The 13,836-nt window shown below is 41.9% G+C and carries 11 protein-coding genes; 9 read left to right on the top strand and 2 right to left on the bottom strand.

The features are described from left to right. Window positions 1-43: 43 nt before the first annotated feature. The 5 genes from QUE86_RS09325 to QUE86_RS09345 all read left to right on the top strand — a co-directional run bounded on the left by QUE86_RS09325 (window position 44) and on the right by QUE86_RS09345 (window position 6,319). Window positions 44-838 (top strand): VOC family protein, encoded by a 795-nt coding sequence (locus QUE86_RS09325; protein WP_130049893.1) that lies wholly within the window; start codon window positions 44-46, stop codon window positions 836-838. Between the two features lie 117 nt (window positions 839-955). Further along, window positions 956-1,621, top strand: a complete 666-nt coding sequence (locus QUE86_RS09330) for an SDR family oxidoreductase (protein WP_130049892.1) — start codon at window positions 956-958, stop codon at window positions 1,619-1,621. A gap of 138 nt (window positions 1,622-1,759) precedes the next feature. Beyond that, window positions 1,760-2,140, top strand: a complete 381-nt coding sequence (locus QUE86_RS09335) for a hypothetical protein (protein WP_130049891.1) — start codon at window positions 1,760-1,762, stop codon at window positions 2,138-2,140. Continuing rightward, window positions 2,137-4,473: a fatty acid cis/trans isomerase gene (locus QUE86_RS09340; protein ID WP_130049890.1), complete on the top strand. Its 2,337-nt coding sequence runs from the start codon at window positions 2,137-2,139 to the stop codon at window positions 4,471-4,473. Before QUE86_RS09335 ends, QUE86_RS09340 begins: the two co-directional genes overlap by 4 nt. A gap of 97 nt (window positions 4,474-4,570) precedes the next feature. Next, window positions 4,571-6,319 carry a response regulator gene (locus QUE86_RS09345; RefSeq protein WP_286256798.1) on the top strand — a complete coding sequence of 583 codons (1,749 nt, stop codon included), beginning with the start codon at window positions 4,571-4,573 and terminating at the stop codon, window positions 6,317-6,319. A 13-nt stretch (window positions 6,320-6,332) separates the two neighbouring features. On the opposite strand, the gene QUE86_RS09350 is transcribed toward QUE86_RS09345, so the two are convergent. Next, complete coding sequence (locus QUE86_RS09350) at window positions 6,333-6,956, bottom strand: toast rack family protein (RefSeq protein WP_130049888.1); 624 nt, start codon at window positions 6,954-6,956, stop codon at window positions 6,333-6,335. 129 nt (window positions 6,957-7,085) lie between these two features. On the opposite strand from QUE86_RS09350, the gene QUE86_RS09355 reads away from it, so the two are divergent. Beyond that, window positions 7,086-8,543 carry an ATP-binding cassette domain-containing protein gene (locus QUE86_RS09355; RefSeq protein WP_286256801.1) on the top strand — a complete coding sequence of 486 codons (1,458 nt, stop codon included), beginning with the start codon at window positions 7,086-7,088 and terminating at the stop codon, window positions 8,541-8,543. 28 nt (window positions 8,544-8,571) lie between these two features. Here QUE86_RS09355 and QUE86_RS09360 read toward each other — a convergent pair whose 3' ends face one another. Beyond that, window positions 8,572-9,450 (bottom strand): TraB/GumN family protein, encoded by an 879-nt coding sequence (locus tag QUE86_RS09360; RefSeq protein ID WP_130049886.1) that lies wholly within the window; start codon window positions 9,448-9,450, stop codon window positions 8,572-8,574. A gap of 534 nt (window positions 9,451-9,984) precedes the next feature. Here QUE86_RS09360 and ilvG point away from each other — a divergent pair. From ilvG to ilvD, 3 genes are all read left to right on the top strand, one after another. Then, on the top strand, window positions 9,985-11,634 hold the full coding sequence (gene ilvG, locus QUE86_RS09365) for an acetolactate synthase 2 catalytic subunit (RefSeq protein ID WP_130049885.1): 1,650 nt from the start codon (window positions 9,985-9,987) through the stop codon (window positions 11,632-11,634). After that, window positions 11,631-11,876: an acetolactate synthase 2 small subunit gene (ilvM, locus tag QUE86_RS09370; RefSeq protein ID WP_054554110.1), complete on the top strand. Its 246-nt coding sequence runs from the start codon at window positions 11,631-11,633 to the stop codon at window positions 11,874-11,876. Before ilvG ends, ilvM begins: the two co-directional genes overlap by 4 nt. Window positions 11,877-11,979: 103 nt before the next feature. Continuing rightward, window positions 11,980-13,836, top strand: a complete 1,857-nt coding sequence (ilvD, locus tag QUE86_RS09375; RefSeq protein WP_130049884.1) for a dihydroxy-acid dehydratase — start codon at window positions 11,980-11,982, stop codon at window positions 13,834-13,836.

A 13,836-nucleotide genomic window follows, 5' to 3' on the forward strand; every position in this document is an offset into this window, starting at 1 on the left:
AATTTTGCGATTGTTGCTTAAGTTTAACCAAGGAGGAACAGCCATGACAAAAATAAATACAAAACACCCCGCAGGTACTTTCTGCTGGGCAGAGTTATGCGCGAAAGACTGGCTAGCTGCGAAGCAATTTTATACGCAATTATTTGATTGGGATTTTGACGACCAACCAATAGGCGAAGATATGTTTTACACCATGCTGCAAAAGCAAGGTGATGATATTGCCGCTATGTATCAACTGCCAGCAAGTATGAGCGAGATGCCAACCCATTGGTTATTGTACATTGCTGTTGATGATGTTGATCAAAGCACAGAGCAGGCAAAATCATTAGGTGCAACTGTTTTGGCAGGGCCGCATGATGTAATGAAAGCAGGTCGCATGGTGATGCTACAAGAGCCAGGCGGTGCAACATTTGCCTTGTGGCAAGCTGGTGAGCATATCGGGGCTAAACGAGTGCAAGAGCTTAACCTGCCTTACTGGTTTGAACTTGTGTCGAAAGACATGCAAAAAAGTCGCGACTTTTATTGTCAGTTATTTGGATGGCAGTTTGAGGTGAAACCCATGGAGGGCATGGACTACATCTTATTCACCATTGATGAGCAACCGATAGCAGGCATGCTTGAAATGACCAATGAATGGCCAGATGACATTCCACCCCATTGGATGCCGTATTTTGCCGTAGCAGATTGCGATCAGGCGGTTGCCAAAGCAACGCAGCTTAATGGGGTTATTTGTGTGCCAGCGACAGACATCCCAGATGTTGGGCGCTTTAGTGTTATTACCGATCCACAAGGGGCTGTATTTTCAATTCTTAAATCAACCATTGATGAATTAACTTAACATCTTGGTTTTTGTTAATCTGTCCCAAGGTATATATACACCCAAGCCACCTCAAGATGTTGAAACTCGCACCTTGAGGTGGTTTGGATATAGAAAACCCAACTAAGGAGCAGATTGATGACTAAGCATGTGGTGGTTACAGGGGCCAATAAAGGTATTGGCCTTAATTTTTGTAAACAGTATTCAGCCCAAGGTTACCGTGTTACTGCAGTGGTTCGCACGCCAAGCGAAGAGCTCCAAGCACTCGATGTGAAAGTTATTAGCGACATTGATGTATCTAACGCCGGTGATGTTGCAACACTTGCCAATTACTTACACGGCGACAAAATTGATATTTTGATTAATAACGCCGGTATTTTTCATAACGAAACTTTAGCTGACATGGACTTTGCTGCCATCGAAAAGCAAATAAGTGTGAACAGTATCGCGCCTATTCGTATTACTCATGCGTTACAGCAAAACTTAGGTATTGATGCAAAAGTGGCGATGATCACATCGCGCATGGGTTCAATTACTGATAATGGCTCGGGCGGTTACATCGGCTATCGTATGTCAAAAGCCGCGCTTAATGCAGCTAGTGTTAGTTTAGCCCATGAGTTAAAAGATAAAAAAATTGCCGTAGGGTTATTCCATCCGGGCTTTGTACAAACGCAAATGGTTAATTTTGCAGGAGATATCAGCCCTGAAACTGCTGCAGAGCGGCTCATCAAACGGATTGATGAATTAAATCTTAGCAACACAGGTGGGTTTTGGCATTCAAACGGCGAAACGCTACCTTGGTAATTCTTTTTTCTAGGTTTTTATAACTCGGCTAGTTAGCAGCTAAAAAGCTGCTAACGGCTGATAAGTTTCGCTAATTATTGAACTTATAGTTTGCTATACTCGTACAATTAAAAGTCATTTTGATGTAGAGAACAGCACATGGAATTAGAGCAAAATAGCGATTTAACCCTTCCTCTTTTTTATTTCGATGAAAATCTTCATAGCCGTGACATCGAGTCTCCAGATTTACTATTACATGTAACGCTAAGCGAAGAGTTACTCGCACAGCTTTGCCAAAACCCAGCTGTTGATAGCAGTGTCGCAATTGCTATTAATGAATACCGTCTTGAAGTGTTAAATGATGACTATCAAGCATTGAATGATGGCGAGCACGATGCGCAACTGACTTTAGTTCGTGGGCCACTATTAAGCGCTATGCTTAGCTGCGACAATGACCAAACCTTTGTGTCGCCTCAAGTTGATATGATGCCGACCTTTGATTTAGGTGATGACGTTGAAGATATCGAGGAGGAAGGATGAGAAAACTCCTCACGACCGTATTTGGCCTCATTTTATTAAGTGGCTGTGCTTATCTAGGTGCAGCTCATTACGATGAACTGTTTGGTGAAGAGCAGCCAAGAGAGCGTGTTGTTGCCGCATCAACTTTAGAGGGGGCAGAGTTTTTAAACGATGTAAAACCTGTTCTCGATACTCGTTGTGTTGTTTGTCACGGCTGTTATGACGCACCTTGTCAGCTTAAATTATCTTCAGTTGAAGGAATTGACCGAGGTTTAAGTAAAGAGCTTGTCTATGATGGTACTCGGTTATTAGCGCAAGAGCCAAGCCGCTTACTTTTTGATGCGACAAGTACCGCTCAGTGGCGTGAAAAAGGTTTTACCCCAGTACTAAATGAGCGTGCACAAACAGAAGAAGCTAATCTTGCTGGAAGTGTGCTTTACAATGCTTTAGTGCTTAAGCAAAGCAGCCCACTGCCTAAGCAAGCTATTTTAGGCGATGAGTTTGATTTTTCACTCGATCGTGAACAAACATGTACCACGATGAACGAGTTTGACTCATTTGCTAAGGATAATCCTCACAGTGGTATGCCTTATGGTTTGCCTGGTATCTCAAGCGAAGAATTTCAGCACCTTGCTAAATGGCTTAAAAAGGGCGGTTACCTTGCTCATATTGAGCCTCCTGAAGAAGGAGTGCTAAAACAAGTCGAACGCTGGGAAGCTTTCTTAAACCAAGATGGTTTAAAGCATCAACTAGCGGCTCGCTATATCTATGAGCACTGGTATTTAGCACATATTTACTTCCCTGAGCATGGCGATAAACACAGTTATTTTAAGCTAGTACGTTCTTCGACTCCGCCGGGTGAAGAGATTAAATATATTAGTACACGTCGCCCTTATGAAGATCCTAAGGTTGAGCGAGTTTACTACCGATTGATGCATGACCGTTCGACTATCTTAGCGAAAACACATTTACCTTTAGCATTAAATGACGAAAAGCTAGCGCGCATAAACTCGCAATTTATTGAGGCTGATTACCAAGTAAATAAACTACCAAGCTATAAACCAGAAGTCGCATCAAACCCATTTAAAGCGTTTGCTGCAATCCCAGTAAACTCACGCTATCAATTTATGCTTGATGAAGCTGAGCTGATTATTATGGGCTTTATTAAAGGGCCTGTTTGTCGTGGTCAAATTGCGTTAAACGTGATTAACGATCAGTTCTGGGTTGGCTTTGCGAAACCTGAAATGGCGGCGACACCAAAAGTGGGTGAATTGTTGTTACAACATGAAGATGCCTTAGCATTACCAGCTGAAGAAGAAAGTAATGCCTTGCCGATTTCTAGTTGGGTGAAGTATTCAAAACGCCAAAACAAATATTTGTCTGCTAAAGTTGCACTGGCAAATAAAATGTTTGAGAACGGTCAGCACCTAACAACAGATTTACTTTGGCAAGGTGATGGTCATAACCAAAATGCAGCACTTACGGTGTTTCGTCATTTTGATAGCGCAACGGTTGTTAAGGGCTGGATTGGCCAGCAACCAAAGACCGCTTGGATACTTGACTACGCATTATTTGAACGTATTCACTACCTGCTGGTGGCGGGCTTTGATGTGTATGGCAACATTGGTCATCAGTTGTTAACTCGCTTGTATATGGACTTTTTACGTTTAGAGGGTGAAGCAAACTACCTTGCCTTGTTACCAGAAGCTAAGCGTAAAGAAATTAAAGCCCAGTGGTATCGTAAATCACCACCTAGCTTAACGAGCTTCTTTGAAGATGAATTGTCATTTAGTCAACCTACAGGCATTGAATACAAAACCAAGGACCCTCAATCTGAGTTGTTCAATATGCTTAAAGATAAACTGAAGCCCATTTTGAGCCCTCGCTATGACTATACCAAAGTGCCTGAACCATTAGCTAAAATTAACGATCTTCCGGTTAAAGCCGTTAACTTGCTGCCGCAAATTTCATTTGTGTTAGTCAAAGGTAGCGATGATAAACATAAGGCATACACCCTGATCCACCATAATGCTCATTACAATATTTCAAGCTTACTGAACGAAGAGGGTCAGCGTGCTTATGATGAAGATACAGTGACGATTGTGCCTGGATTTATAGGTGATTACCCAGAAGCAATTTGGTATCTACACAACGAACAGCAGATTGCTGCATTTGCAGCTGGGCTTGCAAAAGCAACAGATGAAGCAGCCTACAGAGATCTGAAAAGCGAGTTTGCAATTCGCCGTACGCATCCGCAGTTTTGGCAATATAGTGATATTTTACACCGTGTAGCAAAAGAATATCGTGGCGTCGAGTTTGGTTTGTTTGATTATAATCGATTGGAAAATAGATAAATTTCTGTTGAGTGTCATCTTTAAAGCCCACTTCAAGTGGGCTTTCTTGTATTCTATGAACTACAATTATTTTAAAAAAAATAATGAGTAAAGCACGTTGCAGCTAATCATAGATATTAGAAAACGATATCGCTGGGGATTATTGGCGATTGCTATATTGATCTCTGTATCAGCTATCTTGATACAGAGCCTTTTGTATATCCAAAAGGGTGATGCCAAAGTCATTAATATTGCCGGTAAGCAACGCATGCTGTCACAAAAAATAGCCTTGTATGGCAATGCACTTACCAATCTTGAATCCGAACATTTTCAACAGCAACACCGAAGGCTATTGCAACAATCCGTTGAGCAGTTCATTGCAGGGCATCAATTTTTAATTCAGCAAGATGAGCAAGGTCACTATATTCATTTGAATGAGGCGCTTGAGGCTCATTACTTCTCGCCGCCTACTGCATTAGATGAGCACGTGAAGCGTTATGTTAGTAAAGCGCAGCTATTACTCAACAATACCGATGGTTTTGGCTATGTGGATCGCCCAACATTTGTTAGCAACCAGCTTGAGGCGCTGCTAACTAAACTGGACCAAGCGGTTAAATTACTTGAGCAAAAATCAGTTCAAAAAGTGACATTTTTGGCGGTTTTAGAGTTGTTGTTTTGGCTCACAACCATAGCGTTATTAGTCGCTGAGCTATTTTTCATTTTTAAACCTATGGAGAAACTGATCACTAACAACATTGCTAAGTACAAGGAGCAAAAAGAGTTTGCTGAGCGTGTAAATAAAAATAAAGAGCGTTTTATCGCCCGCACCAGTCACGAGTTTAGAACACCATTGCAAGGATTAACTGCATCAATCGAAGCCCTTGATATTAGCGACAGTCAGCAGCTAACTAAACAGCAGGCGCTTTATTGCGTTAACAGGTTGGTGGCAATGCTAGATGAGTTAAATGACTTACATCAGCTTACTTCGGGGGAATGGCAGTTAAGTTTTACTAGCAGCAATTTGTTATCAACATTAAAGCAAGCTATCTCACCGTTTGGATATGCCTGTAATGATAAAGGTATTACCTTGAGCGTGAATTTAGCTGAGTCACTCAATAAAGAGGTAATCACTGACCATGCTAGGCTGACTCAAATCGTTGCTGAAATTATTAATAATGCCGTTAAATTTACTCCAAGCCAAGGCCGTATTGCCGTAACAGCAGCGTGTCAGGGTGAGCGGCACTTTGTAATGGAAATACAAGATAACGGTAAAGGCTTTGAAAAACCGCCGACAGACTTACTTAGTTACGAAAATGACTTTGAACAACATTTCCAAGGGTTAAAAACTGGGGTGCTACGGGTTATGCACATTGTCAAAGCATTAAAGGGAGAGATCCAATTTCTTAATGCCGAGCCACAAGGTGCAAAGGTCGTGGTGAATTTAGAGCTAGAGTGTGCAACCACACCTGCAATGCCTGAGTCACTTCCGCAATCTTTACATTGTTTAATCGTCGAAGATAACCCACTTAATGCCACTATTTTAGGACGTATAGTAAGTCATTTAAATTACAGTTTTGATGTGGCTGAAAATGGTTTAATCGCCACAGATAAAACGTCAGATAAGCACTATGATTTAATCTTTATGGATTTGAATATGCCGGTTATGGATGGCTTTAAAGCAATTGATATTATTCGCAATGAGCAGGGCCAGCAGGTGCCTATTTTGGTGGTAACTGCCAATACATCAAATGATGATTTGCAACGAGTGTATGAGCTTGGGGCAAACCTGCACATATACAAACCTATCACCCTAGATTCGGTGCAAAAAGCTCTCAGCATTTTATTTACTGAGAGCTCACAGGGATAACCTAAGTATTAAATTAGTGTGTTACCTTGATGTCGCCAACACCCACTTCTACTTCAATATCGTATTGGCCGTTGCCACGATAGCTTGAGTGCGAGCTAACAACTTTTCGGCTGGTATTACCGTCATTTTTTAAGCCGCGAATTTTGGTGTCGCCCACACCGGTATCAAGCTCTATGTGTTTGTAGTCATCAAGCGCACTATCAATTCTTACCGCGCCCACACCTAGTTCAATATCAACCGAATTACTCGCATCGTTAATTTCGATATCGCCAACACCTAGTTCGACATCAATTGCCATCGATTTAGGCATTTTTACATGCCAGTCTTGTTGAATGTCATCGTTATCTAATTTTAAGTTAAGTGAGCTAGCACTTTGCGAATGGCTTAATTCAATATCTGATAAATCAACATCAGAGCTGAACCAGCTATTGTCATTCTTTGGTTCAATGCGTACCGTAACTACGACTTCGCTGCCGTCATAGCTTTCGACTTCTAAGCTGCCTACCGGAAAATCAATATCAAGCTGGCTTGCGCCATTAATTGCGAAGTTGTGACTTAGTTCGCGTGAATCTTTTGCCATAGCGTATGACGTTGTCAGTGCTAGGCCTATTGCTGCTACACAAAGTAATTTTTTCATAGTCTGTTTCCTGTTGATGACCTTTTATACCTTAGTCGCAGCTGTGTTCAAAAAAGGTTTAAACGAATTTTATTTTTTTATTGAATGCGGTAACGTCAAGCTAACGGTAACTTAGAATGAGGATTCAAAGTGCAACAAGTACAGTTGGTTAATGTTAAAGCCAGCCTAAAGGGGCAGGGTAATGACGTTTATTATTTAGATGATCTCAATATCAATGTATCGCCATTGCAGCAATGGGTTTTACTAGGCGCTAATGGCGCGGGAAAATCGGCCGTGGCTGCTGCCATTGCAGGTTTTGCGAAAATAGAGCAAGGCCACTATGAGAATCGCTTTGAGCGAATTGCGTTAGTTTCCCCTGACAGTCAAAAGCAACTCCTCGCAACTGAGCTTACAAAAGATCTAGATGATATTATTGATGGCGTAACTACTTTTAGTACGGTTTATGAGCTTATAATTGCTGGTCGGGACGAACATCAGCTTGATAGCGAGTTGCTTCAGCAGTTAATTAGCCTATTTGATTTTAGTGACAAAGTTAGCAAAGCATTTCGCGATCTATCAACCGGTGAAACCCGCAAACTTATGCTGATTCGAGCATTAATAGGTCGACCAGATTTACTTGTACTTGATGAGCCTTTTGATGGTTTAGATGTCACGGCCATGACTGAGCTCAATCAGTTACTAGCTAAGTTTAGTAAAACAACGACCCTCATTTTTGTGCTCAATCGGTTAACTGAAATACCAGATTTTGTTGATCACTACGCCTATGTTAAAGAGGGCCATGTGATTCAGCAATTAGCAAACCCCTCCCCTGAGCAGCGCGATGACTTACTAAAGTTATTACATCTCACTCATACTCAGTTACAGATACCTGAGGCTGATATTGACCATCAAGCGCCTCCGCTCGATGACTCTATGCTGGTAAGACTCAATAACGCAGCAGTGGGCTATGGCGGTGAGGTCGTTTTTGAAAAACTAAACTGGCAAATAAACCAAGGCGAGCATTGGCAGTTAACAGGCAAAAATGGTTCAGGTAAAACCTGTTTGCTGAACCTTATCACTGGTGATAACCCACAGTGTTATAACAATGATATTAAGGTGTTTGGCTATCAGCGCGGAAGTGGTGAGAGCATTTGGCAAATTAAACAGCACATTGGTTATATTTCTAACGCGCTGCATATGGATTATCGGGTCAGTATCTCGGCGCTCAATACGGTAGTTTCGGGCTTTTATGACAGCATTGGTCTTTATCAAAAAGCCACTGATAAACAGCTAACCATTGCTAAAAAGTGGTTGGCTTTATTAGGTTTAAGTGATAAACAAAGCAGCTCATTTAGTCAGTTGTCTTTTGGTGATCAACGCTTGCTGTTAATTGCACGAGCTATGGTTAAGCACCCTAATTTATTGATTCTTGATGAACCTTGCTTAGGTCTCGATGAAGCAAATAGGCAGCGAGTTTTATTACTGATAGAAAAGATCTGCGCTGCAGGTACCAGTACCGTGGTTTATGTTAATCACCACGCGAGTGATAAAATTGCAGGTATCGAAAACTATTTAGAGATGTCTGATTTCACAAAAAAAGCGCCATAAAGCGCTTTTTATATTCGGATTACTTAACTTAGATACGGGTAATGGTAAAACCTTTATCTGTTAGTTGTTTTAACAATCCGTGTTGCTCAGGTAGGTGTAAAGCCCCGACAGCAATAAACAGCTTTTCTTTACCGATGCGAGCAGATAGTTGATTAACCCAATTGTTGTTACGGTCTATCAACATAACTTGCTCACTTAGCTGACCATATTGAGAGTCATCAAAACTTTCGTTGTAAAACTGCGTAAGTGTTTTCATATCGCCCGATTTCCAAGCCTTAATAAGACCAAAAAAGTAGGTATCTACATCAGCAAGTTGGTCGAATGTTTCTTCGATCATTTTGTCATTCATAATTGCTAAGTGTTCAAACATTTCCATTTGGTGTTCTAGGGTTTCTAGCTCACCAACTGATATGTCATGCTGTTTAGCATAAGCAAGTACTTGCTTGTCGATGCCGTACTGATCTGAAAAACCAACACTTTGGAACTCCATTTGCATCATGGTGACCATTACCGCCCACGGTGCTAGGTTTTTAAACATCGCAATATCAATTGATTTATCAGCAAAGTATTTTTGTAATTTAGTGTAGTTTTCTGGCGATAACTCTGACTGTAAGGTTTTACCATTTTTCAGCATCATAAATGGCAATGACCGGCGCTGCATTTCCATGGGGGAAATCACGCTGATATCGACTTCAACGATGACTTTATCTGAGTTATCGAGTGCTTTAGTTACCTTGCTTGGTAATCCTTTCATGCTTTTATCACCAACATGGACAGTACCAAATAAATAAGAAGTAACTCCGTTTTTCTCTACTTTCCATAATCCCGGCTCTGCGAGTACATGTTGGCTGAAACCAAGCAGTAGCAGCATAAAAAACAGGGCATTTATACGCTGGACGAACTTCATAACTTTCCTTTTCATAACGTGGTTATTTTCAATACTAAACTAATTTTTCAGAGGCGTTAAAATAAATCAGCTTAAAGCAAAGAAAATTGCATGTTTTTGATAAAAATTAATCAATCATAGAATAGTGAATAACGAGGTATGAAATTTCGATATATAAAAAATAGTGAAATATAAATCTCGATATTTTCATTTGTTAGATATTTATTTCTTTAATTTTGCTTTTTAGACTATTTTTTGAATTGATTTTTATGTTGACTTACAGGCCCTAGCGCGGTACTAATAGAAAAAGGCAGCGGGATGGCTAGATATCCGCTACAAATGAACAAATTTTGGTTACAGATAAATGCTTACAAACAAACTTTCTCTAATTCTAATTAACGTCGTGGTGATTATTATCACCGCGGGGGCTAGTTAGTGCTTAGAGAAAAGTAAAGCATTTAAAAGCCCCCCGCACTTAACAGTTCGGGGGGCTTTTTCGTTTTAAGGTTTGAGTCGCAGCAAATACACAATGTCACTGAGGAATGAGGATTTACGATGACAGGCGCAGAGTTAACAATCGATTTATTAGCTAAACATGGCGTTAAGGATGTTTTTGGTTACCCGGGTGGTGCCATTATGCCTATTTACGACGCTTTGTACGGTGCGCCAGTCAAACATTATTTGACCCGTCATGAACAAGGGGCTGGCTTTGCCGCTGTGGGTTTTGCGCGAAGCACAGGTAAGTTAGGCGTGTGTTTTGCTACTTCCGGCCCTGGGGCGACCAACTTAATCACAGCCCTTGCCGATGCGATGATGGATTCAGTGCCATTACTTGCTATCACAGGTCAAGTACCAACCGCAGCGATAGGCTCCGACGCCTTTCAGGAAGTGGATGTGTTAGGCATGTCGTTATCTTGCACCAAGCATAGTTACATGGTTGAAAGAGCTGAAGATTTAGCCGAAATATTACAAGAAGCCATCCACTTAGCGCAAAGCGGCCGTCCTGGCCCTGTGTTAGTGGATATTCCGAAAGACATCCAAATGGCGCAAGTACCATTTCATCCTTGGTTAGCTGCCGAAGATCACTTACCAAAATTAGACTCAAACCAAGTTGCTATTGCCAATCAAATCTTAAGTGAAGCCCAGCGCCCTGTAGCGTATATCGGTGGTGGTGTACAAGCTGCCAGTGCACAAGATGAATTAATGCAGTTTTTAGAAAAAACACATATGCCTGCAGTATCAACGTTAAAAGCGTTAGGTAGTGTATTACCTGATTATGAATATGACCTAGGAATGCTAGGTATGCATGGTGGTAAAGCGGCTAACTTAGCGGTGCAAGAGTGTGATGTTTTGGTCTGTATTGGTGCCCGCTTTGACGACCGTGTCACTGGAAACTTAAGCAAGTTTGCGGCAAAAGCAAAGGTTATTCACCTTGATATTGATGCCGCAGAGATTGGTAAACGTAAGCCTGTAAAAGCGTCATTAGTGGCAGACTTAAAAACTTCATTACCGCAACTAGAGTGTTTTGTAACTCCAGATGAGTGGCTAACGCACATTGCAAGCATGATGAAAGAGCATGCATGGCGCTATGACTACCCGGGTGAAAAAGTATTCGCACCTTATTTATTGAACCAGCTAAGCCAAAAAATGCCATCAACTGGTGTGGTGTGTTGTGATGTGGGTCAGCATCAAATGTGGGTTGCGCAGCACATGAAATTTAGTCACCCAAGCAATCATTTAAGTAGTGGTGGTGCAGGTACCATGGGCTTTGGTCTACCAGCAGCCATCGGTGCACAAGTTGCTCGCCCAAATGATTTTGTGATCACAGTGTCGGGTGATGGTTCAATCATGATGAACATTCAAGAACTGGCAACGATTCGTCGTAACAATCTGCCAGTTAAAATTTTAATCTTAGATAACCAACGTTTAGGCATGGTACGTCAATGGCAGCAGCTATTTTTTGAAGGTCGTTATTCTGAAACAAACCTTTCAGATAATCCTGATTTTGTGCAGTTAGCAGCAGTGTTTGGTATTCCAGGTCAAACTATCACTAAAGCAGATGAAGTTGATGCTGCGGTTGATGCGTTAGTAACTAGTAAAGGTCCATACATTCTCCATGCCTGTATCGATGATAAAGAAAATGTATGGCCGCTTGTACCGCCTGGTGCAGCCAACGATGAAATGATGACGGAGACAGTAAAATGAAACACACCCTAACGATTGCACTAAAGAATCAAAGTGTCGCTGTAGAGCGCTTTTTACGCGTTGCGCGTCATCGCGGCTTTGACCTAACAACAATGAATTTAGAAATGGCTGATGAAGCGTTTCACGTCACCATGACAGTAGACAGCGATAAGCCGATTTATCTACTAACATCACAGTTGAATAAATTGGTCGATGTAAAACACGTCAATGTTGAAAACCAATTTCAACAACAAGCAATCTAGTAATAAATCAACAGGTAACTAGAGCAATCAACTGATGCTTTAGTGAGTAATAAATTAGGAATGAGGAAGTCAGTGGCATGCCACTGCAAAAACTGAGGTAATTATGGCTAAATTAAGAAGTGCAACAACAACAGAGGGTCGAAAACGTGCAGGAGCGCGTGCTTTATGGCGTGCAACAGGAATGACAGATAAAGATTTCGGTAAGCCTATTATCGCTGTTGTAAACTCGTACACTCAGTTTGTACCGGGTCATGTTCACCTTAACCAGCTCAGTGAGCTGATGGCCGAAACCATTACCGAAGCGGGTGGTGTACCAAAAGAATTTAATACTATTGCAATCGATGATGGTATCGCGATGGGTCACGGCGGAATGCTGTATTCACTCCCATCGCGTGATTTAATTGCTGACTCAGTAGAGTACATGGTAAATGCCCACTGCGCTGATGCCATGATCTGTATTTCTAACTGCGACAAGATCACTCCTGGAATGATGCTGGCAGCACTTCGTTTAAACATTCCTGTCATTTTTGTATCAGGTGGTCCAATGGAGGCGGGTAAAACACGCCTTGCTGATATCGACATCAAACTTGATTTAGTTGATGCCATGGTTAAGGGTGCTGATACTTCAGTAAGCGATGAAGACTCTGAAAAAGTTGAGCGCTCGGCATGCCCTACCTGTGGTTCATGTTCGGGTATGTTTACTGCTAACTCAATGAACTGTTTATTAGAAGCGATTGGTCTGGCCCTACCGGGTAACGGTACTACACTTGCGACCCACAAAGACCGTAAACAACTGTATGTTGAAGCAGGTGCACGCATTGTTGATTTATGTCGTGAGTATTATCAAAAAGATAATGCAGCAGTGTTACCACGCGCTATTGCCAATCGTACCGCTTTCATGAATGCAATGGTGGTTGATATTGCTATGGGTGGATCATCAAATACGGTTTTACACTTACTAGCAGCAGCGCAAGAAGCGGGTGTTGATTTTGATATGTCGCATATCGATGAGCTTTCTCGCAAAACACCATTCTTATGTAAAGTGGCACCAGCGACAAACAAATACCATATTGAAGATGTACATCGCGCTGGTGGCATGATGGCTATTATCCGTGAGTTAGGTAAAGCAGGCCTTGTCGATTTATCTGTTGATCATGTGGCGGGTCATACAATGGCTGAAATGGTAACTAAATGGGATGCGACTGATCCAAGTAATGAAGTAGCGCAAAAATTTTATAAAGCAGGCCCTGCTGGTATCCGCACAACAAAAGCAATGAGCCAAGAATGCCGCTGGCCTGAACTGGATAATGACCGTGAAAATGGTTGTATCCGCAGCGTTGAAAATGCGTTTCGTCAAGATGGTGGCTTAGCGGTGCTATCGGGTAACTTAGCCCTTGATGGTTGTATTGTTAAAAGTGCTGGTGTGGTTGAAGAAATGCTGCATTTTGAAGGCCCAGCAGTCGTTTACGAATCACAGGATGACTCGGTTGAAGGCATTCTTAACGGTGAAGTAAAAGCGGGTGATGTTGTTGTGATTCGCTACGAAGGGCCAAAAGGCGGCCCAGGCATGCAAGAAATGCTGTACCCAACCAGTTATTTAAAATCAGTTGGCTTAGGTGAAAAGTGTGCGCTGATCACTGATGGTCGTTTCTCAGGTGGTACATCGGGTTTATCAATTGGTCACGTTTCCCCAGAAGCTGCAAGCGGTGGTGCAATTGCCTATGTTGAAAATGGCGATAAGATAGTAATTGATATCGCAACTCGCGAAATCACATTAGCTCTTTCTGATGAAGAGCTTGAAGCTCGTAAGCAAAAGCAACTTGCACGCGGGAAAGATGCTTACAAACCTCTAGATCGTGACCGTTATGTTTCATCTGCACTTAAAGCCTATGCCTTACTGGCCACCAGTGCAGACAAAGGAGCTGTGCGTGATTTAGCTAAACTTGAGGAGCTTAGTTAA

It is taken from the genome of Pseudoalteromonas apostichopi (assembly GCF_030297135.1).
In the GTDB taxonomy this organism is placed as follows: Bacteria; Pseudomonadota; Gammaproteobacteria; order Enterobacterales; family Alteromonadaceae; genus Pseudoalteromonas; species Pseudoalteromonas apostichopi.